Annotated in this window: 19 protein-coding genes; 1 reads left to right on the forward strand and 18 read right to left on the reverse strand. The window is 50.0% G+C overall.

Translation table 11 applies throughout. The features are described 5' to 3' along the window. Positions 1 to 38 precede the first annotated feature (38 nt). The 17 genes from FS818_RS24220 to FS818_RS24300 all read right to left on the reverse strand — a co-directional run bounded on the left by FS818_RS24220 (position 39) and on the right by FS818_RS24300 (position 19,467). Positions 39 to 1,340, reverse strand: a complete 1,302-nt coding sequence (locus tag FS818_RS24220; protein ID WP_145335462.1) for an opine metallophore biosynthesis dehydrogenase — start codon at positions 1,338 to 1,340, stop codon at positions 39 to 41. Positions 1,341 to 1,392: 52 nt separating this feature from the next. Next, a complete protein-coding gene (locus FS818_RS24225; protein WP_397351812.1) occupies positions 1,393 to 2,187 on the reverse strand; it encodes a nicotianamine synthase family protein in 795 nt (264 codons plus the stop codon). 60 nt (positions 2,188 to 2,247) lie between these two features. Further along, a complete protein-coding gene (locus tag FS818_RS24230; RefSeq protein WP_145335464.1) occupies positions 2,248 to 3,114 on the reverse strand; it encodes a histidine racemase CntK family protein in 867 nt (288 codons plus the stop codon). A gap of 361 nt (positions 3,115 to 3,475) precedes the next feature. Continuing rightward, positions 3,476 to 4,759, reverse strand: coding sequence for an amidohydrolase (locus tag FS818_RS24235; RefSeq protein WP_145335466.1), 1,284 nt, complete (start codon positions 4,757 to 4,759; stop codon positions 3,476 to 3,478). A gap of 71 nt (positions 4,760 to 4,830) precedes the next feature. Further along, on the reverse strand, positions 4,831 to 5,703 hold the full coding sequence (locus tag FS818_RS24240; RefSeq protein WP_090919340.1) for a LysR family transcriptional regulator: 873 nt from the start codon (positions 5,701 to 5,703) through the stop codon (positions 4,831 to 4,833). A 44-nt stretch (positions 5,704 to 5,747) separates the two neighbouring features. Next, positions 5,748 to 6,296 (reverse strand): NADPH-dependent FMN reductase, encoded by a 549-nt coding sequence (gene ssuE, locus FS818_RS24245; protein WP_145335468.1) that lies wholly within the window; start codon positions 6,294 to 6,296, stop codon positions 5,748 to 5,750. Positions 6,297 to 6,321: 25 nt separating this feature from the next. Then, positions 6,322 to 7,245, reverse strand: coding sequence for an ABC transporter permease (locus FS818_RS24250; protein ID WP_145335470.1), 924 nt, complete (start codon positions 7,243 to 7,245; stop codon positions 6,322 to 6,324). 70 nt (positions 7,246 to 7,315) lie between these two features. Beyond that, positions 7,316 to 8,248, reverse strand: a complete 933-nt coding sequence (locus tag FS818_RS24255) for an ABC transporter permease (protein ID WP_145335471.1) — start codon at positions 8,246 to 8,248, stop codon at positions 7,316 to 7,318. A gap of 75 nt (positions 8,249 to 8,323) precedes the next feature. Continuing rightward, positions 8,324 to 9,973, reverse strand: coding sequence for an ABC transporter substrate-binding protein (locus FS818_RS24260; RefSeq protein ID WP_145335473.1), 1,650 nt, complete (start codon positions 9,971 to 9,973; stop codon positions 8,324 to 8,326). 288 nt (positions 9,974 to 10,261) lie between these two features. Continuing rightward, positions 10,262 to 11,605, reverse strand: a complete 1,344-nt coding sequence (locus tag FS818_RS24265) for an LLM class flavin-dependent oxidoreductase (protein ID WP_145335475.1) — start codon at positions 11,603 to 11,605, stop codon at positions 10,262 to 10,264. Between the two features lie 853 nt (positions 11,606 to 12,458). After that, entirely contained in the window at positions 12,459 to 14,102 is a 1,644-nt protein-coding gene (locus FS818_RS24270) for a glycosyltransferase family 2 protein (protein ID WP_260989958.1), read from the reverse strand. Between the two features lie 64 nt (positions 14,103 to 14,166). Then, positions 14,167 to 15,627, reverse strand: a complete 1,461-nt coding sequence (locus FS818_RS29435; protein ID WP_260989959.1) for a GT-D fold domain-containing protein — start codon at positions 15,625 to 15,627, stop codon at positions 14,167 to 14,169. Continuing rightward, complete coding sequence (locus FS818_RS24280; protein WP_145335477.1) at positions 15,624 to 15,869, reverse strand: hypothetical protein; 246 nt, start codon at positions 15,867 to 15,869, stop codon at positions 15,624 to 15,626. The genes FS818_RS29435 and FS818_RS24280 overlap by 4 nt, the downstream gene beginning before the upstream one ends. Before the next feature lie 93 nt (positions 15,870 to 15,962). Then, positions 15,963 to 16,694, reverse strand: coding sequence for a sugar phosphate nucleotidyltransferase (locus FS818_RS24285; RefSeq protein WP_145335479.1), 732 nt, complete (start codon positions 16,692 to 16,694; stop codon positions 15,963 to 15,965). After that, complete coding sequence (locus FS818_RS24290; RefSeq protein WP_145335481.1) at positions 16,691 to 17,464, reverse strand: glycosyltransferase family 2 protein; 774 nt, start codon at positions 17,462 to 17,464, stop codon at positions 16,691 to 16,693. The genes FS818_RS24285 and FS818_RS24290 overlap by 4 nt, the downstream gene beginning before the upstream one ends. After that, complete coding sequence (locus FS818_RS24295) at positions 17,461 to 18,522, reverse strand: glycosyltransferase family 2 protein (RefSeq protein ID WP_260989960.1); 1,062 nt, start codon at positions 18,520 to 18,522, stop codon at positions 17,461 to 17,463. The genes FS818_RS24290 and FS818_RS24295 overlap by 4 nt, the downstream gene beginning before the upstream one ends. Positions 18,523 to 18,693: 171 nt before the next feature. After that, positions 18,694 to 19,467, reverse strand: a complete 774-nt coding sequence (locus FS818_RS24300) for a glycosyltransferase family 2 protein (protein ID WP_260989961.1) — start codon at positions 19,465 to 19,467, stop codon at positions 18,694 to 18,696. A gap of 818 nt (positions 19,468 to 20,285) precedes the next feature. On the opposite strand from FS818_RS24300, the gene FS818_RS24305 reads away from it, so the two are divergent. After that, positions 20,286 to 21,848 (forward strand): M4 family metallopeptidase, encoded by a 1,563-nt coding sequence (locus FS818_RS24305; RefSeq protein ID WP_145335485.1) that lies wholly within the window; start codon positions 20,286 to 20,288, stop codon positions 21,846 to 21,848. A gap of 191 nt (positions 21,849 to 22,039) precedes the next feature. On the opposite strand, the gene FS818_RS24310 is transcribed toward FS818_RS24305, so the two are convergent. After that, entirely contained in the window at positions 22,040 to 26,386 is a 4,347-nt protein-coding gene (locus FS818_RS24310) for a WIAG-tail domain (protein WP_145335486.1), read from the reverse strand. Between the last annotated feature and the right edge of the window lie 35 nt (positions 26,387 to 26,421).

Genomic DNA, 26,421 nt, shown 5'->3' on the forward strand with positions numbered 1-26,421 from the left:
CTTTCCTAAAGCTTTCAGCTCTGCTTCTTCAGCTATATTTAGACCTTACTGCCCGTAAGTCCGTTACAGATCATGCGAACATCCTGCGCAAACGACTGGATCACAAAGGCGGTCGACAGGCGCTGATCTGGATGTGTACGCGTCACTTCCTGAAGCTTTGCTTCATATGTGGCAATGAAATGATCTATCGTTGGACAGGCGACATTCACATGTCTCGCGATGCCCTGAATCATTTTGATGCGGTAATAGTCTTCCTTGGGCATTCTCGGAACGTCGAGTTCACCCTCGCGGTTTATAAATATTTGTCGGAACGGCACAGCCGAGAAGTCAAAATATGTGCCAGCAGCATTCGGCTCCGAGAACGGATCAATCAATAATGAGGCGTACCGTATGTATAATAAATACTCCTGATGGATGGCCTCTAATCGATCAAATTGCTCGATATCCTGACGTGATAAACTCTCTAATCGCACCGGATAATTGTCATCCGTCATAAACTGCAGCAGGTTCACTCCCTGAATATGAAGTCTGTCTGTAATCTGCTCGATCTCCTGCCACTGTGACCGCATACTACAAATGAGCTTGGGTGTAATCGGCCCTTCGGGATAAAGCTTATAAACATATTTTTGAACACCTTGCTCACCAAAAATGGCCTCTAGCGAAAATTCGTTCATAAACAACGGTGGGTGTACGTACAGCGAAATATTCCTTGTTTCGGCTTCCAGTGGAGAAGACATGACGGCGAGTGAAATATGCAACCGCTGGAATAAATCGCTTAATTGCCGTACATAGGTTGAAGAGGGAACCGTGGAGCCAATGTAAACCTTCTTTTTGACCCCCGTGGTGATCACTTCATTCGACGGTTGTTCATGCATCCAGCGAGTATCGCCCAAGTAGGTGGAAAAGCTGATGATTTCCGGGAAAGCATTCCGCTCAAGCAAATACTGACTCACCAGGAGACTGGAACCAAAGGTAGGGGAAACCAAAATAACGTATTTCAGTTGTTTGATGAACTCATCATTGATTTCTTGGAGTACATCGATATAAGCATCCGTGGTGACTGCCAATATTAGTGTATCCCACTCCCCTTCAAGGGTGTTGAATCCTTTAAATACTTGATCCACCGTACATCCCCCGGCGAAGGGTCGATGCTTCTCATTTTGAATCGTCACCTGAACCTGTTGCTGGCTCTGTTCCAGTGATGCAAAGAACGATGCTGACCGCACCGATTGCCTGCCCGCCATACCCACATGACAGCCCAGATGAATTTTCAAGATTACCGCAAGCTGAATGGACACAGGACCCGTGCCGCATAACAGAACTTTTTCAACGCCGTCCATACATACCTCCCTGTAAACAAATTATAGACCCAATTACACTTCACTCGACGTCTTACGCCTTCTGATACAACGCGATATCGAACACATCATGCGGGCGTAGAATGTTATCTGCCACTCTCCATTTGTTGCCGTCCGTCTCTTTCATAGGATAATTAAACAGTGATTTCACCCCATTGCCATACCGCATAGCTACAACGACTTGTTCATTGGTCAATGCGTATAATTGATCGAGCAAGTCATACTTGTTAGCCACCGTGGAGCTGAAAATAATATGAGTCGCCTGCCTGGTATACGCCAGATCCTCCAGCAGTTGCTGCTCTAAACGAATGTTCAAGCCTGCCCCTAGCTTCTCCACCACTTTTCGCCCAAGCGTGATCGCCTCTGCATCGATATCAATGCCAACCACCTCGGCTCCGGTACGTTTAGCGATTAGTAAAGGGGTCATCGGAAATGAACCGGAACCCACCAGCAGCACTTTGGATCCAGGTGTCACCTGAAAGCTGCCAAACTCTTTGTCGATGCACTCTTCGATATTTTTGAAATAATCCGCAATCTGCACTTCTCCAGCCTGCAACTTCAATGCCCGATATTTCTCCAAAATCGCGACGCACTGAGCGGACTTTTGTCTTAGCGCCTGAACTAGCGGATCAAGCTCCTGCAGTTCGGCTTGCCTCAACATCCCCCAAGCGATCTTGTGATCAGGGTCTGTCACAAACCGTGAATACTCGTTAATCACCGCTTCCAGTTCCGCGCTGTGCTCAAGCGTCTGATCATATTTGACCGCAAGCTTGCCAAATTGTTCAGCAAACACTCGAAGTCTCGTCTCAAAGTGCATTAACGTTATCAAAATCTCTCCTCCTGAACCTTGTTATGGTCAACCTCTTACATCTCAGTCTCAGGTATTCGCTCAGACCTCTACGACGCTCCTGCTCTGCTCCTGTAAGGTATCAATGAAAGCCGTGCCATAGGCAACAATGCCAACAGTTCCCTCAATCGTAATGGCCTTCACTCCTTGGGCCTCCCACTGAGCGGTCACCTTAATCGTACCTCCGGGTTGCTTGACCAACTGGGTGACTTCGCTCTGTCTAAGCCAGGCCTGATAAGCGCCTACAGAGGCCGTACCTGATCCGCAACCTCTCTCCCAGATCAGGCTATCCAGCTGCGGGACATAAATAAGGGGAGCCATCTCTTGCGTAGCAGGGTGAACTAACAACACACCGATCATTTTGTCTCCCATCGTGAGTCCCAGTAACCGTGCGAGATGTTCTGCCCTTCGTTTCATCAGGTCATCGACGTCCTGCACTTCAATCACGATGTGAATGAATTCGGCATACCGGACAATGACCAGATCCAGCTCCATACCTTCAAACGTAATCTTCCGCCGCTCGATCTGATCGGGAACAGGCATCGTAACCCGGCAATCATACCGATGCTCTTGCCGCTTCACATGACAGCTGATCAAGTGCTCTGTGCCTGAAACATCCAGCTTGATATTCATGGACGCTTGCTTCTCCAGCCCTGCTTCTGCTGCAATATGGGCTGCCAGTGCCATACAAGCATTGCCACAAAACTCTCCTCCTGCCATCTCCAGGCGGGCAACGGCTTCTGGCCTTCGTGGCTGCTTGATGAACCCGACTTGTTCAGCGTGAACATGATCATAGGACATCAGGCTGGAAGCGATATCACTGTAATGTTCGGCAGCGTGATCCGTTCTCACCAGAAGGGTCATGTTCTGCGTCGGATTACATTTGATAAAATCAATCTCTTGTTTCATCGCGGCGGCGGCTCCTGTTCTTTAGACTCGAATTGAAGTTCTCCGTTGCATTACTTTGATTTTAATAGTAATAATTACGATTAAAGGACGAGAAAAATATAGCACACTCCTTAGGGGGCGTCAACAAATATTTCCATCTACGCCTGTTGTACAACAAGATTTTACGCGTACACTCCGGTGTTAGAATAACTGAAAAGTCCCTGCGCATTCCCCGATTTTTGAAAATAAAACAAACAGAGCTGACGACTAGCGCCAGCTCTTAAGCAAATGTTACAGATCGAGAATAAGAATAGATTCTGAATTCAGATTAAACGTCTACTTTCTTTTCAACATCAGTGCCATTATAACTATAACTGTTATGTTAAGCTTGCAGACGTTTCAAAGCCTGTTCAGCCAGCCCTGCCAGCAGATGTGCACCAATTGGCAAAGCCTGCTCATCTACATCAAAACCCGGATGGTGCCACTCGTGCGGTCCCGATGTCCCGAGAAAGAGAAACAGACCCGGCACTTCTTTTTGATAAAAGGAAAAATCCTCTCCTGCCGGCGAAGGCAGCGGTCTGACATGATTCAATCCCAGCTCATTCACGACTTGTTCTGCGTCCAATGCCAGCGATTCATCATTGACCACAGCAGGTGGCCCCTGAATCCAGCGTATCGTCGCCGTTGTGCCGTAGGCTGCAGCCACGCCAGCCACGACCTGGTTAAAACGTTCCCGGATACGGGCGCGCACCTTCTCGTCAAACGTGCGTACTGTGCCGTCAAGTATCGCTTCCTCCGGGATGACATTCCAGGCCGTACCGCTGTTCATTTTCGTAACGCTGAGTACTGCACTCTCCTGAGCACCTACATTCCGGCTGACAATGGCCTGCAACGCGATGACGATATGTGAAGCAACCACAATCGGATCGATGCCAGCCTCGGGTACAGCCGCATGGGTACCCACGCCTTGCACTTTAACCACAAAACCATCGGCTGCTGCCATCAATGCACCTTCGCGAATACCCACTGTGCCTACTCGCAGATCCGGTTTATTGTGTAAACCAAATATAGCCTGAACATCGTCGAGTGCTCTGCTCTGGATAACTTGGCGAGCACCTGTTGCCTTTTCTTCTGACGGTTGAAAAATCAATCGAATTTTACCTGGCAAACTGGATTCACGCCGTTTCAGTAACCGTGCTGCTCCGATCAAAATGGCAGTGTGTGCATCGTGCCCACATGCATGCATACGGCCCGGGATCTGCGAAGCAAACTCCAGCCTGGTTTCCTCCTGAATAGGCAAGGCATCAATGTCCGCCCGAAGCGCTACGACAGGGCCGTTTCCCTGCCCTACCTCAGCAACAAGCCCTGTTCGCAGTTTATACTCATCGGCAAGGCGAACACCTTCCTCTTCCAGCCAGCCGCGAATAGCTGCTGTCGTTTCCTTTTCCTCACCAGACAGCTCGGGGTTACGATGAAGATGCCGCCGAATTGCAGTCAGATGTGCCGCGAACTCCTTCTCTTGTTCCGTATCTTCTACCCATGGCAACACATATTGGTGATCCAAAGTCTGCGCTGCTTCCCGCTGTAGCTCGCTCTGCTCAACTTGCTGCTTCTCTTCCTCCGACTGCACAAGCTGTCCTCTCGTCTGCTCCAGACCACTTTTCATCCTGGGCCCTCCTTTCAAGCTTCATTTATCCAATTTATAACGTTGAAATCTGGTTCGCCTTGTCAGTCCATCTATAATTGCCGTAGCAGTTCTCCAAAAGGCTCTGCAAATGGCGAATATTCTTCTTTTAAAGTCACCACACTGATCTGCAGCGACACACCTGCCACCTCATGGACTTGAATCGGAAACAGCTCCTGACGCTGTACCTCTTTCTTCACCGTTAACCCCGGGAGAAAAGCGATGCCTGCACCTTGCATAACCAATTTTTTCGCTGTTTCCGAATTATCCACATGATATGTAATATCCGGCGGATACTCCAGGGAGTCGAAGGCCCGGTGAATGCGGAGCCAGTCCAATGAGCCACACTCGAAAAAGACCAGCTTTTCATTCCGGATCGCCTCCATGCTGACATGTCCGCTTTCAATGAAAGGATGCCCTCTGTACACGTATAGCTGTATCGGATCTTCGTAAAAAGCAACGGTACGGATCGCAGGGTGCATGACCTTGCGCACAAACGCGAGATCTATCTCCTGACCGAGCAGTTTGGCAATCAGTTGATCCGTTGTTGCTGTTGTCAGTTTGATGTTGACTTCAGGGTAGGACTCTTTGATTCTGGGCAGAAAATCGGGAATGACATAATTGGACACGGACACCGTGCTTCCGAGGCGCAGTGCCTCAGGTGTCGTTCTACGCTGTTGGATTTTTTGTCTACCCTTCTGGATCACTTGCAGCACCTGCTGCGCATACGGCAAAAATTTGCGGCCTTCATCCGTCAGCACAATCTGCTTGCCTAGTCGGTCAAACAGCTTGCATCCCAGCTCCCTTTCCAATGATTGGATACGTGCCGTAACCGAAGGCTGGGACAAGAAAAGTACTTCAGCCGCCTTATTGAAGCTTCCGTAATGATTGATATATACAAATGCTTCAATGTTCTCAATATTCATAGGCGCCTCCGCATCCTCTTATTTTCCTATAAAATTACTTGGTTTTAGGATATCGTAATACCATCCTTTTCCAGTGTCAATCTTAATTCTTCCAGAGATCGATCCAGACGTGCAGTAATATCTGCTGCAAGTGTGAATGTGCCATCCTCATTGCGCTCAATCGCCTGATCGACTGCGTATACGCCTCCAAGGATATGTCGTCCGCCGAGTGCGGTAAGCACAGGCTTCAAAGCATAATCAATAGCAAGCAAATGTGCAATTGAACCGCCAATAACGAGAGGCAGGGTCACCTTATCCCGGAGTCCTTCTTGGGGAATCAGGTCGAGAAACAGCTTCAGCACGCCCGAATAGGCTGCCTTATATACCGGAGTAGCCACAATAACGGCATCCGCTGCATCGACAATGGCAAGTGCGTCCTTAATGGCCGGACTGTCGAACTTGGCCTGTACCAGATCTTCAGCCGGCAAATCGGTCACCTGAATCACTTCAACTGAGATACCAGCTTTGCTTAACGTAAGGCTGCTATAATCCGTAAGTCCTGTCAAACGTGATCGCTTGGACGGGGTTCCTGCAATAATGACAACATGTGACATATTATTTTCCTCCTTGGAATAGCGGTCAAGCCGCTCCTTTTACTTTGGGATCAAGGCGATCACGCATATCGTCCCCAATCAGATTGACAGCCAGAACAAACAGCGTAATGGCCAGACCCGGGAATGTGCATATCCACCAAGCTACCGTCAGATACCCTCTCCCTTGGGACAGCAATGCACCCCAATCCGGAATTTCTTTGAGTACCCCGAGCCCGAGGAAACTGAGTCCTGACCCAGTCAGGATGGATGTACCTACCCCCAGCGTTGCCATCACGAGCAGCGGAGAGAGGGAGTGTGGCAAGACATGTTTCCAGAAAATGCGGGCATTGGAACCACCCAGCGAGCGTGTTGCTGTAATGAAAGGCAGATTTTTGACAGACATCACCTGACCGCGCATCACCCTTGCATAGCCTGGTATCGACGCCACCGCAACAGCAAGTGCAATATTTAGCAGTCCTGGCCCAAGCGCCGCAGCAACAGATAAGGCGAGCAATACGCCTGGTACGGCCATAACAATATCCACCGCCCGCATCGTTACCGTATCAACCAGTCCTCCTGCATATCCCGCTAGGATGCCAAGAGCACTGCCGACGAGACCGCCAACAAGCACGGAAGCAAAACCGATCAGCAAGGAATCCCGGCTCCCATGCACAACCACGCTGAAGATATCCCGGCCGAAATAGTCTGTACCGAACAGGTGTGTAGCAGAAGGAGCCTGTAGAATGGCATCCGTCATCATCTGTGATGGATCATAAGGAGCAATCCAGCCAGGTACGATGGCACAGGCCACAGTAAAGATGACGATGAGCAGCGCGGCATACAAAAACAATTGCGATACTGCGGATGAAATGCGATGCTGCCAAGGCAGGCGGTTCCATCTCCACAGGCGAGCTTTTCCCGCGCTTCCTGCCCATGCCTTTTTGTGTCCCGTCAAAGGTTTCATGCTCATAAAAATTAACGCCTCCTTCTCCTGCCTCTTCACATTTTGCAAGCTCCTGATGCGGCGCTCCTGATCTGGATCATGTACGGACAGCTCGCCGAACCCGAGGATCAATGTACGAATACGAGATGTCTACCAGCAAATTCAACACGACATAGATGATCGATGTAAAAAATACAACGCCCTGCACCACCGGTAGATCCTTCGCCATTAACGCATCGGCAATAATACGGCCAATTCCTTGTCTGGAGAATACCGTTTCTACCACCACGGTTCCTGCCAGCAAATCCCCAATTAGCATACCGATAACCGTAACGGCGGGGATCAATGCATTACGCAGTGCATGACCGTACATGATCGCTCGTTCAGACAGTCCTTTGGCTCGTAAAGCCACGATAAACGGTTCATTGATCACTTCAAGCATGCTGTTACGCACCATCCGCACAATAAATCCCGCACCGACAAGTCCAAGTGTCGCCGCCGGGAGCACCAAGGAGCCGAATCCGTCCGAACCCATTGCCGGGAACCAGCCGAGCTGCACGGAAAACAAGAGAATGAGCAGAATACCGGTCCAGAAGGTTGGCATCGAGATACCGAACAAACCAACGAGCCGAGCCACAACATCAATCACGCCATTCCGGTGAATGGCCGATAGAACGCCAAGCGTAATTCCGATGGTGATGGCGATCAGCGAACTGAGTGCCGTTAATGCCAGCGTTGCCGGGAAATGTTCCAGAATTTTGGGTAATACCGGATCGGAGTTAACCATGGATTGACCAAAATCCCCGCGCAGCATATCGCCAAAATAGTTCGCAAACTGGATATAAAATGGTTGATCCAGCCCAAGCTGTGCCCGGAGATTGGCAATCATCTCCGGGGTAGCCGAGGACGGGTCCAGCATGAGCAGCACCGGATCACCCGGCAGAAGATACATGATGCAGTACACCAGCACCGAGGCTCCAAATATAACGAGAAGCGACGTTGCTAGCCGTGACAAGATCAGTTGAATCATACCGGATGGCTCCTTTCTGAAACCGGAACAGGCTGTATGCCGTGTTGGAATGATGAATGGATAAAACAACTTGCATTATGGCTGAATACGTACATCATTAAAGAGCGGATATCCAAGGGAATCGAACTTGATGCCTTCAACGTTTTTGGATGCAGCCACGGTATACGGAAATACGTATATTGGCAAAATAACTGCTTGTTCAATGAGATATTTCTGAATCTGACTGTAGATCTCTACCCTTTTCGCCGAATCCTTCTCTACCGCTCCCTGCTCCAGCAATTGGTCGATCTTGGGATCAGACAAACCGGATAATGTCGGGCGTTGTCCTTCCGCACTGGTATGATAGAAGGCATACAAGGCATTCGGATCGGAGTTGGCCTGGCTGTTGCCGTACAGATCATAATCCCAGTTCTGATAGATCACGGTAGCAATGTCTTTGGTAATCACTACTTCTACCGCAATACCCAGCGGTTTTAGCTGTTGCTGGATGATCGCAGCAATGTCATTGCGTTTCTCCCGGTTCGGGGAGCCATCTACATATTTCAGAGTCAGCTTCTTCCCGTCCTTCGCCCGAATCCCGTCAGAGCCCTTGACCCAGCCCTGCTCATCCAATAGCTTGTTAGCGCGGTTCAGGTCCGGGGCGATGCTTCCTTCAAGCGCCTTGTCATAGCCGAGAATGCCTGGAGACAATGCAGACCATGCGCGCTCGTAGTTGCCCAGATACAAGGTTTTCACAATGGACTCGACGTCTACGGCGGATTGTACCGCCTGCCTTACTTTTACATCATCCCAAGGTGCCTTGCGCAGATTGAAAAAGAGGGTATACGGCAGTCCAACGGTATTGGCCTGCAGCAATTGCTGGTTCGGGTCGCTTTTGAGCGCAGCGATATTTTGCGGCGGTACGGTCTCTGCCGCGAGCACCTGCTTGCTTTGCACACTTCCGATGCGTGTTGCTTCTTCCGGTACAATCTTAAAGGTGATGGTATCGATATAAGGAGCCCCTTTGTTTTCGACCGTATCCGGGCCCCAGTTGTAATCCTTGTTTTTGGCTACAACGATATCCGCATTTTCATCCCATTTCACAAAGGTATACGGGCCTGTGCCTACCGGATTTTTGCCCAGTTGATCCCCGTATTTCTTCGCAGCGGTTGGAGACACGATTCCCAGCAATGCCTGACTCAGGTTACCGAGAAATGCCTGCGAAGGAGCATCCAGATTGACTTTGATCGTATATTCATCAATGACCTGGGAGGAGCTATAAGGTCTAATCAGGGCAAGCGAATTGGCAGCTTTGGTGGCCGGATCAATGACCCGATCCAGATTGTACTTCACCGCTTCGGCGTTAAACGGGGTTCCGTCATGGAATTTCACGTCTTCACGCAACTTGAAGGTATAACTTTTTCCATCCTCCGATATGCTCCATTCCTTGGCAAGCCAAGGTTTGATGGAACCGTCCGGTAGCTGAACCACCAGATTGTCGTAGATCGTACGAATCGCCCGTACGGCTACTGCAAGTCCGCTGCGGTGCGGATCGAGCGTATCCGGTGAAGTCGCCAGTGCAAAGGTGAGATTCCCCCCTTCTGCTTTACCAGCCTGCCCCCCGCCGGCGGAAGCCTGTGCCGCACCGCTAGTTTTGCCTCCCGATACTGCTCCGCATCCGGACAAAACCATTACCAATGCTACTGCCAACGCCAATGCTTTTGTCCATGAGATAGACCTGTTCATATCGCTTCCCCCTCTGTGTATACAGGTGTCATTAATGTGTTAAGGTGAGCAAACTCACCATAAAATTTATATTTCCTATGAGAAAAGTAGGTTTTAGAGCAAGAAGACTTCATAAACTCTATTAACCCTATGATCCAGATGCATTTGTGCTTCATTTTAACGATGGACTGTACTTCTGTTTGATCCGAATGTATTGGATTGTGAGTACAGGTTAGAGTCACCGCGTTTGAGTTAACATGAATTAAAAATATTAGATGATGTTTGATGTAGATGACATTTGACATTCGATTAGATGGCGTTCGACTCTTCCTGCGTTTTAGCTACTGTATAACGGTTTACAGGCACCTGAACACCTAGATTGCCACGCAGCGTATCATGTTCATATTCCGTACGATAGATGCCGCGTTCCTGTAGAATCGGCACCACCAGCTCGACAAAGTCGGACAATCCGCTAGGGAGCTCCGAAGCAATGATGAATCCGTCTGCCGCTTCTGCCTCGAACCATGCCTGGATTTTGTCCGCTACCTGCTCCGGTGTCCCTAGGAATTGACTCCGTGGGGTTGCAGCCCGTAAAGCGACTTCGCGCAGCGTTAAGCCCTGTTCTTTGGCGTCTTTTTTGATTTTGTCCGTTCCGCTGCGGAAGCTGTTGCTACCTATGCCATCCAGTTCAGGGAACGGTTCATCCAGCGGATATTGGGAGAAATCATGATGCTCGAAGAAACGTCCCAAGTAGTCCAAGGCTTTATCAATGGTCACAAGGCTCGCGATCTCCTGATACTTCTGTTCCGCTTCCTCCGCCGTCCGTCCCACAATCGGGTTGATGCCTGGCAAAATGACAATATCTTGAGCTGAACGCCCGTAGGAGGCTGCCCGCGTTTTTACGTCCTTATAGAATGCTTGTGCATCTTCAATGTTATCGTGTCCAGTGAATACCGCATCAGCTTCTTGTGCCGCCAGCGTTTTGCCATCTTCCGAAGAACCAGCTTGGAAAATAACCGGCTGTCCCTGCCGTGAACGAGCTATGTTCAATGGCCCCTGTACAGAGAAGAACTCCCCTTCATGATTCAGCGTGTGCAGTTTGGAAGGATCGAAGAACACACCGCTCTCCTTGTCTCTTACAAATGCATCGTCTTCCCACGAATCCCACAATCCTTTGGTCACTTGTAAATATTCCTTAGCAATACGGTAACGCTCCGGATGTGTTGGATGATTGCTTTTGCTGTAATTTTTCGCGGTACCTTCCAAGGGGGATGTCACCACGTTCCAGCCTGCACGGCCATCGCTGATCAGATCAAGCGAACCGAACTGTCTGGCGACTGTAAATGGATCACTATAAGATGTGGAGAGTGTACCCACAAGTCCGATACGTGATGTTACCGCAGCAAGAGCGGAAAGAATGCTGATCGGCTCAAAACGATTCAGGAAGTGAGGAATGGATTTCTCCGTAATATACAGGCCGTCCGCAATGAATACCAGATCAAACTTGCCCTCTTCTGCCTTCAGCGCCTGACGTTTGTAAAATCCAAAGTTGACACTGGCATCGGATAGAACCTCCGGATGTCTCCAGGTTGTGTTGCTTCCCCCAACACCATGAATGATCGCTCCAAATTTCAAACTTCGTTTTGCTGTCATGTACACTCCGCCTTCCCTGAAATAAGGTAATTTGATGGTACCAAAATGTGGCATATCTAAATCAACAATTGAGCATTAAAATCAAAATTGATTATTCCTATGAGTTTGGTTTGTTTTAATTTCACACAGCTTATCACTGCCCCGGCGAACCGGTCAACCGTGCTTCTAATAGATTTTTTCTATATAGCGCCCATGTAAAAATAACTGCTGTGCTCCTGCTACATTAGCCTTGTCAGACTTCATCCGTTCCGTTCAGACAGCATTGCTTCATCCTGCCGCACCAGAAGTTTTGCAGAAATAGCAACCCTTTTTACTCCATAACACTACTTTTTGGGATGATGACATCGACATACCTCCGATTTCCATAATAGAGTTCCAGATCATCAGACAGACCGGATCAACCTATACCTTTAATCCCTATCTGTTAAATAAGAATTATGGCTATAAATGTACTCCCGTCTCTTTACATCGTCAATGGTTATGCTAATAGAACAATCCTATAACAAAATAGAAAAAATAAATTTAAATTTTGAGTTATTAATTCAGTATCCATTTCAATTCGCAAAATCTGATATTTTTTATTCGTTAATTTCATGTATAGTTCATTGATCGTTAGAGAACCCTCCAAATTGGTAGGGATAGGATGAATAAGATTAAGAAAGCAATCAAAAGGGCTCTTTTCAGTTCTCTTGACTTGTCTTGAATAGTCATCAGCTTAATTATGTAGCCCTTGTACGGGAAACCTCATGCGGAATAAACAGATTTGGGTGAACGTTCAGCCTAAAAGTTGCGTAGGTGCTGCGTTGTTCATTCCGCATGTTTACATGTTGCTTCAAACCACGAGCGGTGCTCATCACAAATCCTGGTTCAGCAACTGGGGCGGAGCAATAATCGGCCATCCTTCCGGGATCAAATGAAGTTGTTCGGTTGATATTTGATGCACATGTCTGGAGCTTATTCCCCAACGTTCCGCTGCATAGGTGGAAACAAACCTCCTGCGTTTGCCTTCGGTGACCAGATACCAACTTTCTGGTGCGTCAACAGTAGCTACAATGCTTTCGTGTATAGCTACCACGCCGGAATCGGAAGGAGTCGCAGCAAGAGGCTGGTCAGGTTCAAGCGATCCATTCCAAATGTCTCCGGCGGACACCAGCGGTTCACCCGCAGGTATGCCCAGCAGATCAGGTTTGGCTACCAGCACCGGCGAGATGCCGCGCGGAACAGGAGTGTTCAGCTTTCGGCGCTGACCGCCTCTTAGTACATAGACATCACCCTTTAAATCAACAAGAAATGCACCTTCGGGATAGAAATCACTGCTTCGTCTGAAAGATGATGTTGCAGGACTGTTTTCAGAAGAGGAACCTGCCCTCTGGCGTAAATCACCTTTTGCCGCTAACGAAGATACGTTCGCTTGAGATCGAGTTTGAGGGTCTGAGTACGGAGTCTGTGCCAGTCTGGAGGTTTCCGCGATGAGCGCTTGGGGATCTCCCCATTTTTGACTGTAAAATTGTTCATTTCCCTTGTTCACTGAGTTAAAGTCCTGCTCTCCGAGCGCTTTCATGCTGACACTTCCAAAATGATGGATAAAGGCATCACCTGCTACAGCAAGCTGGTATCCCAACATCCGCACCCGTACAATCCAGTCGTCATCCTCAAAGTTACCTACGGCGTAACCCTCATCGAGATAACCTGCCCGCTCAAACAGATCTCTGGAAAACAGCCAGCAGAATCCAACGAGCCGATCCGTCAATCGATGTTTCTCTGGGTCGGGACGATTCTGGTTGGCAGCGAAAGACCACATGTCCTCTACTTCACGATAAGGTACTTCAATCTGCTGATCTCCGCCAATGTAGTTCGTTACAGGACCCACGACACCGATCTGTGGATCGCTGTTAAGACACGTCATCATATTTTCCAGCCAGCCCGGTGTAACCAGGGTATCATTGTTCAGCACAACGATATGCCGTCCCTTTGCCATCATCAGACCCTGATTAACGCCTCCGGCAAATCCCCGATTTTTATCCAATGCAGCCACCCTCACCATACCGCCTTTGCGAAGCAGTGCGTCGGCCGTACCATCTTGAGAAGCATTGTCTACAACGATGATTTCGTAAGGAGCCGGGGTATATTTCTCAATGCTTGACACACATTGCAGTACATAATCCCGCTGATTGTAGGTGGGAATGATGATGCTGACCCCTTCAAACACAATTCCGAATGAATTTTGCCCCTGAAGAACGCCATCTTGGTAGCCTCGGTTATATCCTTGCTTGTATAACTTGGTGTTTCGAAGAATACGATGACTTCTTTTGCCTTTCCGTGAGGCGTTACGCCGATTACGGACACCGGCTGCATGAAGAAAAACCTTAGCAGGTGTACTCATACGATGAGGATGGCTACCCGATAATTGTGTACCTACTCTAAACTGACCGCTCTGCTGTAAGCTGCTCTGAGTATTTTTTCGTGCACGTTGCGACTGTATTTCCGCTTTCTTCATGTTGCTTCCTCCATTCCACTCGTGCCAGAGGCAGGGTCCCGGTGATCCTGCCCCAGACGACTCACTAGAGTTGAAGCTCCCCTGTCACTAATTTGTCAGCCAAATGTCCGAAATCAAAGGCAACGCTGCCCAGTTCGCCCGCAATACGTCTGCATAACACAACTGCTGGAATGCCCGCTGCGACCAGAGCGATATCAAAGGTGTGCTCGGCTGTTAGCTGCATTACTCTCGGAATATCGGCCATGCCTGCTACAGCAGGGATGATGCCTGTAACCTGCACCCCATGCAGTTGTAACAAGGCTCCCAGTTCTGCCGCCCGGCTGCCGATAAGCAGCACACGCCGTCCTTGCAACATCGGTAGCAACAATCGGGATTGATGCAGACTGTAGTTGATCGTGGAACTGGTCAATTTCAGATCAGACCAGTCGATCCCGAAATGGCGCAACACCGGGAATAATAGTCCTTGAAACGTCGGAGCACGTGAGATGGGCACACCCACCCAGTCTGCACCCCGAATCGCTTCCGCGAGCGTCGCGCGGATGTCGGGCGTGGAGCACGGCACCCCTGCATAAGGCAGGAACGGTGCCAGCTCTTGCACTTCCGTAGCTGGCAGCACGGTATCTGCTGCCAGCGTAAGCAGTTCGCCATCCCCGAGGCGAACGACAGACAGGGGGCGCTGCGCATCCAGCGCCGCCATCATGTGACCAGCCATCTCATGAGGGCTGGTCAGCCGGGTCAGGCTGGGCGCATACTGGCGGAATCCCGCCGCGATCAAATCTGCCGCCGCGACAGCGGGCAGAATATGATCCGGCGGGATGTGCTGCGCCACCAGCGCCTCGCCCCCGGCGAATACGCCGTCGCGGTAACCCGCGGCGTAACCGCCGGGCCCTGCCGCCTGCACGGCATGCTCCGCAGCCGGCGGCGGCACGCCGTTTGCGCTGCTCGCACTCGCGGCAGCGCCTTCCCGCCCCGCGGGCACGACGACACCCTGCGGGTGTGTCGTCTGGCGCGGGGCGGGGCCAGCACCGCTGGCAGGCATCGCCTGTGGCGAGCTTGCGTGCGGTGCTGGCTTGGGCGCACGGCGCATCGCCGTGCGCTGCTTGGCGCGGGCCGCGGCGCGCCGGCCCAGCGCAGAAGCGCGCCTGCGCGGGGCGGAGCCTTGGCGCAGGCGGCTCTTTGCAGGGCCGGCGAGCGTTGCCCCGCCTGCCCTGCTCGCTCTCTCACCTGCGGCTCTGCTACTTCTTCGCGCTTTGTCCGCATTCCCCTCACCCCGGGCCCTCGGAGCTTTGCCCGCCCTAATCCCGCCTCCAGGCCGACTTGCTTTGCCCACATTGACCATATTTCCAACCCCTGCTCTGCCAGCAACGATCACACTACCAGCCATACTGTCCTTTCCCACTCTTCCAGCCGTACTTGCCTTGCCCCTACTCAACACAACTCCAGTACGGCCTGCCTTACTTATCCTGATCACACCACCCGCTCTACTTCTGCCCTCGCTACTCCCTGCTCTTACGGTACCTTTCACATGCCCCACTTCCCTGCATTATTCACTTGCAACGCTCTGCCTCCACTCTTCACACCACTCGCATGACCCGGACCTCTTCTAGTCTCTACTCTCACCGTATCTTGCGCATCCGGCATAAATTCCCTGCGCTCTTTCCTTTCACCGTTATGCTCTTGCACCCTCAATAATTGACACGCTTCTTCTGCCTGTGCAAAACGCCGGAGCCTTGAAGAAAGCTCCGGCGCAAGTTTGGCTTCAATCATGGGTATGAAGCATTTACTTCGTCTTCTGTTTCCAACATTTGCTCTGATCATCGGTTCAGGCACCGCACTGCGCCTCTATCTTGTTATTTCCGGTTAAGGCAGCTGCCCTTTCATACGTACAGCGGCCTCCTGGAGCGATTCGAATGTTCCTGCATCGCTCCAATATTTTTGCAAAATGTCATACTCCAATCCGCCGCCGGATGCATAATGGTTGTTGACGTCGGTGATCTCCAGCTCTCCGCGTGCAGACGGTACAATGTTATGAATCAGGCTAAACACATGATCATCATACATGTATATGCCCGTTACGCAGTAAGAGGTCTTCGGCTGGCTTGGCTTTTCTTCGATGTACGCAATACGTTCCGGATGGTGCTCATCAAAGACAGGCACCCCGTAGCGACGTGCATCGTCCACCCCTTTAAGCAGTACACGCGCCGTGCCCGCAGGTTGCTGCACATATCGTTCTACATACGGTTTCAAATCATCGCTGAACAGATTATCACCAAGCAGCACCACAAATTTTTCACCCGGAAGAATAAACGATGATGCCAGATCAAGCGCTTCGGCGATACCGCCGGCCTTTTCCTGAATACGATACGTCAGCCTGACCCCATGATCCGCTCCGCCACCAAGATACTCCGTATACAAACCAGCGGAATGTTTGTTGATAACAATCAGAATATCCTCAATCCCTGCCTGACGAAGCCTGTCGATACCATACATTATCATCGGATGTTTGCCGACGGGAAGCAGATGTTTATTAATAAGCCGGGTCAGAGGGTACAGCCTGGTTCCTGTGCCACCAGCAAGAATTACACCTTTCATTCCTTGTTCCCTCCTTCATCGGATATGTCCATAAATTCACGCGGATCGACTTGCCACTTATTTATGAAAATGGAACGGTTACGCTCCAGCAACTGTTTCCATTCCGTATGATCTGTCTTTTGAAAACTCGCACTACCTTGATGATGTACGAGGACATCACCGCATACTAACAAACGGAAGCCCAGAAGCCTTGCCCGATAACAATAGTCGTCATCTTCATAGTGTCCAGGGGAATATGCTTCGTCAAACCACCCTACGGCCTCCACTACACTTCGTTTCATCAGCATACACAGCCCTACGATTCGGCGTACTTCCTTCCAACTGGACACATCCGAAACATTATTGACAGCGGCCAGCTCCTGAAAATGTGGCACATCCCGAAACGTCATATGCACCTGCTGAATACCACTGGCATAATTCGTGACTGGCCCGATGATGCCAATGTGCTCTTCACTGTACAGTGCTGTGCGCATATTTTCCAGCCAGCGTGATGTAACGGTAACATCGTTGTTCAGCAAGAGTAGCTCATCTCCGCAGGCAACCCGAAGTCCAGCATTACAAGCGGTAGGGAATCCCCGATTTTCGGGTAAACGAACGAACCGGATGCGCTCCCTGGCACAATACTCGGCAGTACCATCCGTCGAACCATTATCTACAACGATGATCTCGTACGATGTCGCTTCTCCTGTGTATGTTCGGATGGCCTCGACACAAGGCCTCAGTAATGAGAGGCCGTTATACGTGGGTATAATGATGCTTGTCAGCGTCATCTCACATTCCTCCTGTACGCTACCTCTGCACGGGAAGGAAGGTTGGTCCGAAGGGCATATTCACTCATTCCTATCCACGCCGCAAGTGCTTCCAGATGATCCCCAAGAATCAATCTGGCAACATCATTACCGCTACCCGTGTTCCCGGCACGCAGTCGGTTTGAGCGGATGACATCCACTTGGCATGGAGCGGATACCTTGAGTCCCTGCTGGATTGCAAGCATCTGCGCCTTCGGCGGAACGGCTAGCGAAGCAGGTTTTACAGCCTGAATCATTCGTCTCGACAGGGCATGGGGAACAGCGGTCATCGAATTCGAACCAAGGTCCCGCCGACCTAATGTATGGTTCAAATAAGCTTTGATTCGGCTGACTTCGTCCTGCTTGGAAAAAGGAGGAAGCAAAGAAGTCAGATCATTTAAGGCTACATCCTGCCCCCGGTCAATCGCGAACAGGAACGGTGCCAGATGTTCCGCAGGTATAACCATATCTCCATCCACAAACAAAACGGTCTCCGCCTCTGTCATCTTGGCTCCAAGCGCCCGCCCCACATCATGCCCTGCTCGTTCCGGTTCATACACAAGTGTAATGCCGGGATGTTGAAGCACGTGCCCCAGACTGTTATCCGTCGTGCCGTTTAGTACAACTACAATATCACGGAGGGGTAGACGCCCTAGTTGTACCAAGACTTGATCAAGTGTGCGTTCCTCATTACAGGCACAGACTACGGCAGCAGCAACATGTCGGAGGGGTAGCGGTACAATATCTGGTACATGGCCTGAGGACTTCACATAGCCTTGAATAAACGCCCTGCCTGCCTGCAATGTATCTTCGCAACTGATCTGTTCCGGCAGATTCGCCGCGTGTACTTGCCACGCATCAGAAGCGTGTTTATTCAGGTTGTCGGTATCTCCCCTGAATTGTTTGCCTGCAAGCTGGCCTGCTCGCCAAAATGGACGCAGATCCGGCATCACCTTCCGGACATTCCGCCGGGGATGCCGGGTACGTGGCACGCGCTTCCCCTCAGCCTGCTTTCTGCTCCGGGGTCCAGTCGCCGCCATTCGCTTGGCTCCCGTCAGTTTATATGCCCTTACTCCTGATCTTGTTTTCGTCGCTATCACCTCCGCATGTTGCCGTCTCTATCACATCATCATTTATTTCTTCACGGCTAGGCTAATGAGTTCAGCTTACTTACCGATCTTAAGTTTTACCGTTCTGACGGTTACAACTTCCTATTGAGCCAGACTGCGAACACGTTGCAGATCAGGGTAACCCCCCCGTGGCCCCCGTGTATCTGCAATCCAGCGGACCGCCTCCAGATGATCGCTCAGTACGAGCTGGCTAAGCGGATCAGCACCGCCTCGTTTTTTTGTGCGAACAGCATTCCATTTGCCTACAGGCACATGATGCACAGCTTGCACCTTCAGACCGCCAAATATCGCTTTGGCATGAGCAAGTGGCGGAATTTCCAACGAAGATACGCCAATGATCTCAAGTGCCTGCCTGCTGAGCGCATGAGGAATGGCTGTCATAGAAGCACCACCAAGATCGGATCTGGAGAGCAGACTGTTCAACACATGTTTCGCTTCAATGACCGGATGAACAGGGCTCCGTGTCACTGGACCGTTGTAATTGTTCAGTGCAACATCGACTCCATTTAGTACTGCCTGAACGTAAGGTGCCAGGTGTTCGGCCGGGATCGGAATGTCTGCATCCGTGAACAGCAGGATCTGCCCTCGGGCTGATGCTGCCCCTACTCTTCGTCCTGCATCATGTCCCAGAGCTTCGGGATAATGGAGTACCCGTGCGCCAGCCCGTTCAGCTTCATTTGCTGTGCCATCGGTTGACCCGTTTACAATAACCAATACTTCCGCATCGCGGCATATACGTGTCGCTTCACGGACTACAGTAGCAATGGTGCGTTCCTCGTTCATCGCTGGAATAATTACTGATAGCACAGGTTGCCGGATAACTTCTCTGTCTTGCTCAGTAACTTCCCCAACCATCTCATGTGCTTCTCTCCGATCGTTCGAATGAAATGAGTGGTTAGGTGGTAAGGAGAAGACATAGGTCTTTGTACCCTTTTTCCTTCTCGATTGGATTCGTCTTTTTTCAGATACCCGTCTGGTACGCTTTTTTCTTGTTTTTGTTGCAAAACTGGCTCTATTACGTTGTTTCCGCAACAAATTCACCTCCCACAATCCGTCCTGATCATGCCAAGGGAGTACACGTTATTCTATGTATTCGTGGAGCAGTGGAAACGGCGTATGTCCTTATCCTGCTTAGCTTCTGGGCGGAGATGTAAGTACAGCCACCCTATGATCCGACAATATTCGTCAATATTTTTAAAAATGACACTTCTTCCCTGTCCTTAGACACAATTTTCAAAAAAAATTAAAATTGCATCTTTTCCAAACTTTTACACTGTGATACTATACGATTCAAGCCACATAATTTACATTTTTAACCTTACCAAGAACTTAAGTTCCCCTTCGTTTCTTTCTATCCTTTTATTGACCTTCGGTTAGTTAAGACGTTTGATCTCCTCCGTTTTGTACACTAACCCAGCCCTGAACTTGAAAGGAGTGATGCCGTTCCCAAGCCAGCTTTCTTCTTCGCGCATGCCACACACGGATTGAACATCCCGGTTCTATATAGAACCTTCGGTTTGCCACAATCACTAGGGGGACAACCCCTGCTTCTTTCAACACACTTCTGTTTCAGCCCCTCACTCCGCCCTGCCAGATGCAGACGGAAACCCAGCCGAGTTAGGCATAAACCCTTTTTTTCAACAAAAATTTAGATGAGAATGGGAGAGTTATCAATGAAATTTGCCAAAGTTATGCCAACAATTCTTGGAGGAGCTCTTTTGCTCGCTTCCGTATCCTCTGCTACTGCAGCGCCATCTGATCCATCTATTCCACTTGAGGCCCCTTATGCCTCCGAGGAGAGCATCCTTTTGAACAACAATCCTGACGAAACGATCTATAATTACCTTGGACAACAGGAAGAGTTCCTGAACTCTGATATCAAAAGCCAGCTCAAAATCATTAAACGTAACACGGACACTTCCGGTGTAAGGCACTTCCGTCTGCAACAGTACATCAAAGGCATTCCGGTCTACGGTGCTGAGCAGACCCTCCATCTGGACAAGACGGGTGCTGTGACTTCTGCTCTCGGTGAACTTCCGCCTGTTGAAGAACAAGCGATTCCTAATGATGGAGTCCCTGGTATCAGTGCAGAAGACGCGATCAAAGTGGCTTCGGAAGAAGCAACATCCCGAATCGGCGAGTTAGGTGCACCGGAGCTTGAGCCTAAGGCTGAACTCAATATTTATCATCATGAAGATGACGGCCAGACCTATCTGGTTTACATTACCGAAGTGAACGTACTTGAACCTGCCCCGCTGCGAACCAAATATTTTATTAACGCCGTGGACGGAAGCATCGTATCCCAGTTTGATATCATCAACTTTGCTACAGGCACAGGTACAGGCGTGCTGGGTGACACCAAAACGCTGACTACAACGCAATCCGGCAGTACCTACCAACTGAAAGATACTACTCGGGGTAAAGGCATCCAAACCTACACAGCGAATAATCGCTCCTCTCTGCCAGGCACGCTGCTCACAGATTCCGATAACGTATGGACAGACCGTGCAGCTGTAGATGCACATGCTTATGCTGCCGCTACTTACGATTTTTACAAAAATAAATTTAACCGCAACAGCCTTGATGGCAATGGATTGTTAATTCGCTCCACAGTACATTATGGCTCCAACTACAATAATGCCTTCTGGAACGGGGCACAGATTGTATTTGGTGACGGCGACGGCTCACTGTTCCGTTCATTCTCTGCTGACCTGGATGTTGTAGGTCATGAATTAACACACGGGGTCATCGAGTATACGGCCAATCTGGAATATCGTAATGAACCGGGCGCTTTAAATGAAGCTTTTGCCGATATTATAGGGAACACCATCGAGAGCAAAAACTGGTTGCTGGGTGACGATATCTATACCCCTAACATTCCAGGTGACGCGCTACGCTCCTTGTCTAACCCTACGCTGTATGGTCAGCCCGACAAATATAGTGACCGTTACACAGGTAGTGCGGATAACGGCGGTGTGCATACCAACAGCGGTATTATCAACAAAGCTTATTACCTTGCAGCCCAAGGCGGTACACATAACGGTGTAACGGTTAGCGGCATCGGCCGGGATAAAGCGGTACGTATCTTCTACAGCACACTGGTGAATTACCTGACACCGACATCCAAATTCGCAGCAGCCAAAACGGCAACCATTCAAGCTGCCAAAGACCTCTACGGCGCGAATTCTGCCGAGGCAACGGCAATCACTAAAGCCTATCAAGCTGTAGGACTGTAATCGTTATCGTTAACGATCATTGCAGCGCCTATAGCCATCCATAAAAATGTAATGCCGAACTTATTATTTTTGCAATTATCCTTGTATTAAAAAAACAGCATCGTTCCGACACCCCTCATGTCCGAACGGTCAGACTTGCCAAGCAAAAGCGGTGTCCGGGACAAACTCTGGACACCGCTTCTGTTTATTTTTTATGCCGATGGCCCGGCTGCAATCCAGGACAACAAACCATACGTATGCTTGCAGTCTGCTGTTCGCGTTACTTCCAGGACAGCTTCATCTTCGCTCTGGGATAACAGGGATACCTGGAATCCACGATCGTTGCTCATGGCTACAATGACATAATGCTCCGAAACAAACGACTCTTCAAAAACAATGGTCACTTCGGTGCACGTTTCATTCTCTGGCAACACAAAAGCTTCCATGCCAAACTGCTGCACAGCAGGCTGTTTACTCACACTACGTACCGGCTGGAATGCCAGATGTTCGGCTTGAACAGCACCTGTCTGCAACTGTTTACTGCCTACAGAACCATCACACAAATGCTCTTGTGTCACTGACTGAGGCTCCAGGTTATAGGTGGCTGGCACCTCAGGATCAGACTGTTGAGGCGCAGTAGCATCGGAGAATTCTGTGTCAGCGATATCCAGCGATAACGCATGTTCTCCATCCAATGCATCTCCAGCTTCGGTGATTTCCGCAACTGACTCGCGTTCTATTGATACTTCATCTACTTCCAAATCATTGCGCAGCCCGAGCAGCTCCTGAAGATTCAGATTTCCGGCTTGGAGCTCAACTGGCGTATCCGAAGACTCCTCCGCATCATCTCCCCAGGCAAACAGGCCTTCATTGGGCAGACCTACCGACTGCATAAACTGCTGCACTTCCTGCATCGCTTCCTGCCGTTTGAACTCCGCAAGCTGCTCCAGCGTTTCTGCACTGACCTGACGAATCGCATTCCAGATCTCTTCACTTAAATGTGATGTACCAACAATTCCATCATTTAAGTGACTGGACGTGATACTTTGCTCACTTAATTTGCTGCCATCAATAGCACGATCAGCGAGATGCACAGACGATATCGTGCCTTCGGTCAGTTTACTGCCGTCCACACTGCCATCTGCCAGTTTAGACGCTGTCACTGCACCATCTTGAAGATGAACAGTGTTTACAGCTTCTTCGCTCAAATGGCTTGCCGTAATGCTACCATCCTCTATATGATCCGCACAGATTGCGCCTTCTGCGATATGCGCAGACTGCACACTCTCTTCGGTTAAATGAATGCTGGTTACCGCTCCTTCGGTCAGTTTACTGCCGTCCACACTTCTATCCGCCAGTTTAGAAGCAGTGACTGCACCATTTTGCAGATGAGCAATGTTTACAGCTTCTTCGCTCAAATGGCTTGCCGTAATGCTACCATCCTCTATATGATCCGCACGAATTGCACCTTCTGCTATATGGTCAGACTGCACACTCTCTTCGGTTAAATGAATGCTGGTTACCGCTCCTTCGGTCAGTTTACTGCCGTCCACACTTCTATCCGCCAGTTTAGAAGCAGTGACTGCACCATTTTGCAGATGAGCAGTGTTTACAGCTTCTTCGCTCAAATGGCTTGCCGTAATGCTACCATCCTCTATATGATCCGCACGAATTGCACCTTCTGCTATATGGTCAGACTGCACACTCTCTTCGGTTAAATGAATGCTGGTTACCGCTCCCTCTGTCAGTTTACTGCCGTCCACACTGCCATCTGCCAATTTAGACGTAGTAACTGCACCATCTTGTAAATTGACGGATCGGACAGACTCTTCCTCCAGATGTTCTGTTCCAATACTCCGCTCCTGAATATGATGGGCGAAAACAGCTCCATCCTGGATATGACGAGAATGAACTGCACCTTGTTGCAGGTGTGTAGCCCCCAGAGATTCCAATTGCAGATGCAATCCACTGATCAGCCCTGGCTGTAAATGTGCTTCTGTTACACAGAGCGGAGCCAAATGTTCTGTGTGCACCGCTCCGGCCATCAGATGATTGGAAGATATCGCCTGCTCGGTGATATGTTCACCGCGAATGACCTCTTCTCTCAGATGAACACTATCGACAGCCTGGGCAGTCAAATGATCTGATTTTATACTGCCTTCGGCGAGATGCATGGAATCAACGGATGCTCGTTGCAGATGTTCGCTCCCCACTGCCCCGTATTGCAATTCCTCGCCGGATACCGAGTCGGTGGCCAGATGTTCTGTCGTCACTGTTCTTTGACGAAGCTTGCTGCCAGGGATACTGCCGTTTGCAAATAATTCCGGCGTACGCACCTCATCGGACAGATGCTCCAGCGAGATCGTATGCTGCTTCAGGTGATATCCACGAATCGTTTCCGCAGGGATATGTTTGGCAACGATGCTTTCGGCCATAATTTTGGCGGAAGTGATACTGCCGTCAGCCAGTTTGGCCGAGGTAACCGATAGATCAGCCAGCTTATCTGTAGAGACACTTTCCGGTGAGAGTTTAGGTGATGTCACAGCATGGTCTGTAAGATGCGGTGGGAAGATGGAGCCGCCTGCCATCTGCGCTGAAGTCACGCTGCCCGGAGCTATTTTGTCGGTAGTAATCGCCGCACGTGATATGGCCTCGGACTGAACGCTGCCCGGCTGCAGGTGAGGGGCACCTACGGCATGCTCTGTCAGGTGCTCGGCTTTCACTGCATACGGCCTTAGCGCTTCGGAATCAACACTGCCGGGAGCCAGATGAGCCGTTGATACGGCTGCTTTGGCCAAGTGGGACGAATTGACCGTACCTGAGGCTATAGCTTTGCTTGTAACCGCACTTGGAGCGAGTTTATCAGCCGTTACACTCTCTGATGCCAGCTTTGCGGTTGTGACTGCTTCATCCTGCAATTGGAATGAGCCTACAGCAGATTCCGCCAGATGTTTTTCCAGCACAACACCTGAAGCCAGCGCATCCGCAGATACACTTCCCTCGGATAGATGCGTTGTCTCGATGCTTCCACTCGCCAAATGTATGGAATGAATAGCACCATTATCCACATGAACCGGTGTAATGCCTCGATTGGCAATATGTTCTCCGCGAATCGAGCCTTTAGCCAGATGTTTCCCGAGCACGGCTTCATCTGATATTTTGGAAGCGACAACGCTTTGATCTGCCAGTTTCGAAGCCGTCACCGCTTGCTCCAGCAATTTTGCTGTTCCCACCGATTGATCTGCCAGCTTGCTGCTAATGATGGCTCCATCGACCAGATGCTCACTGCCGATTTCGGCATTGCCGATCTGTTCGCTCCCTACAGCAGCAGCTCGAATCTGGACTGATCCGATCGAACCATCCACCAGGTGTCGTCCATTCAAGGCATGTTCGGCAATATGCCTTGTATGAATCGAGCCATCCTCAATCTGTTCGCTACCGATGCTGCTTGCCAGCAATTGATTACGTCCAACGGAACCTTCAGCCAGATGAGACTGTTTCACCGAACCGGCCTGAATATGGCGTGCATCAATCGATTGCTCTTCAATCTTGCTGCCTGTCACCGCTCCATCACGTATTTTGGCACTGGTGACCGCATCATCCGCCAGTTTCGAGGTATGGACAGCCCCACCAGCTAAATGACGGGTCTCTATCCCGCTAATCGCGATTTTTTCACTAGTAACAGCTTGATTCTGGATTAATTCCTCTGTAACGAGCAGGCGACTCAGATGCCTTGTGCCGATGGAGCCATCCGCTATTTTGGCTGCATCAATGACCTGATTACCCAGCTTCTGTGAGGTAATGCTCCCATCCCGGATTTTATCTCCAGCAATGGATGCATTTCTGATTTTGTGACCTGATACAGAGCCATCAATCAGATGTTCCTCCGCAATCGAAGCCTCGGCCAGCTTAGCAGAAACAATTGCACCATCCGCGATATGAATACTTGTTACTGCATAATCCTGAAGCGCCTCGCTTCCTACAGCTCCTGATTTCAGCTTGGAGGCGTCCACCGAAAAAGGAGCCAGCTTACTTTCCGTGACGGCAAACTCACTGAGGTCATCTGTATAAATATACTGCCCTTCATAGCCTGGCATCTGGTTCTGGTTTAATTGTTCAAGACGATGCTTGCCTGTTAAACGGATTTGGTTATCGTGTTCATTTAATGGAAGGTGAGCAACGCTTCTGATCTGAAGCTCTTTTTCTACACTTTCTTTTTCCACGCTATTTTTTTCTGCATTTAAAGGGGAAATTTGCTGCTCCTGCACCTGGTTTCTGTCTTGGTCTTGCTTTTGCTTCTGCTCCGCATCTTGCACTTCAACTACCACATCGGGTTTATTAATGAATGAATCGGACGTGATTTGTTCGGATGTTACTGCGGTATCAGCAATAACTTCCTTGGAGACAACTCTATCGGAAGTCGAAACCTCCTCTTTTTTCACTGTTTTTTCCGGCTTGCTGAATTCCAGTCGCCGATCCATCAAATCCAGCTCCCTGAATTTGGGACTGATATGACGCAATTTAGGCGTCAAAACCTTTTTCTTGCCTTTTTTACTCATGAGGCCAGCTCCTTCCCCTAACGTTCATCTCCGGC

It is taken from the genome of Paenibacillus xylanexedens (assembly GCF_007680605.1).
Classification (GTDB): domain Bacteria; phylum Bacillota; class Bacilli; order Paenibacillales; family Paenibacillaceae; genus Paenibacillus; species Paenibacillus xylanexedens_B.

Bases quoted from the DNA above. Each gene is read 5' to 3' on its own strand.
- FS818_RS24220 (WP_145335462.1), bottom strand. From the start codon at position 1,340: ATGGACGGCGTTGAAAAAGTTCTGTTATGCGGCACGGGTCCTGTGTCC.
- FS818_RS24230 (WP_145335464.1), bottom strand. From the start codon at position 3,114: ATGAAACAAGAGATTGATTTTATCAAATGTAATCCGACGCAGAACATG.
- FS818_RS24235 (WP_145335466.1), bottom strand. From the start codon at position 4,759: ATGAAAAGTGGTCTGGAGCAGACGAGAGGACAGCTTGTGCAGTCGGAG.
- FS818_RS24240 (WP_090919340.1), bottom strand. From the start codon at position 5,703: ATGAATATTGAGAACATTGAAGCATTTGTATATATCAATCATTACGGA.
- ssuE (WP_145335468.1), bottom strand. From the start codon at position 6,296: ATGTCACATGTTGTCATTATTGCAGGAACCCCGTCCAAGCGATCACGT.
- FS818_RS24250 (WP_145335470.1), bottom strand. From the start codon at position 7,245: ATGAGCATGAAACCTTTGACGGGACACAAAAAGGCATGGGCAGGAAGC.
- FS818_RS24255 (WP_145335471.1), bottom strand. From the start codon at position 8,248: ATGATTCAACTGATCTTGTCACGGCTAGCAACGTCGCTTCTCGTTATA.
- FS818_RS24260 (WP_145335473.1), bottom strand. From the start codon at position 9,973: ATGAACAGGTCTATCTCATGGACAAAAGCATTGGCGTTGGCAGTAGCA.
- FS818_RS24265 (WP_145335475.1), bottom strand. From the start codon at position 11,605: ATGACAGCAAAACGAAGTTTGAAATTTGGAGCGATCATTCATGGTGTT.
- FS818_RS24270 (WP_260989958.1), bottom strand. From the start codon at position 14,102: ATGAAGAAAGCGGAAATACAGTCGCAACGTGCACGAAAAAATACTCAG.
- FS818_RS24280 (WP_145335477.1), bottom strand. From the start codon at position 15,869: ATGATTGAAGCCAAACTTGCGCCGGAGCTTTCTTCAAGGCTCCGGCGT.
- FS818_RS24285 (WP_145335479.1), bottom strand. From the start codon at position 16,694: ATGAAAGGTGTAATTCTTGCTGGTGGCACAGGAACCAGGCTGTACCCT.
- FS818_RS24290 (WP_145335481.1), bottom strand. From the start codon at position 17,464: ATGACGCTGACAAGCATCATTATACCCACGTATAACGGCCTCTCATTA.
- FS818_RS24295 (WP_260989960.1), bottom strand. From the start codon at position 18,522: ATGGCGGCGACTGGACCCCGGAGCAGAAAGCAGGCTGAGGGGAAGCGC.
- FS818_RS24300 (WP_260989961.1), bottom strand. From the start codon at position 19,467: ATGGTTGGGGAAGTTACTGAGCAAGACAGAGAAGTTATCCGGCAACCT.
- FS818_RS24305 (WP_145335485.1), top strand. From the start codon at position 20,286: ATGAAATTTGCCAAAGTTATGCCAACAATTCTTGGAGGAGCTCTTTTG.
- FS818_RS24310 (WP_145335486.1), bottom strand. From the start codon at position 26,386: ATGAGTAAAAAAGGCAAGAAAAAGGTTTTGACGCCTAAATTGCGTCAT.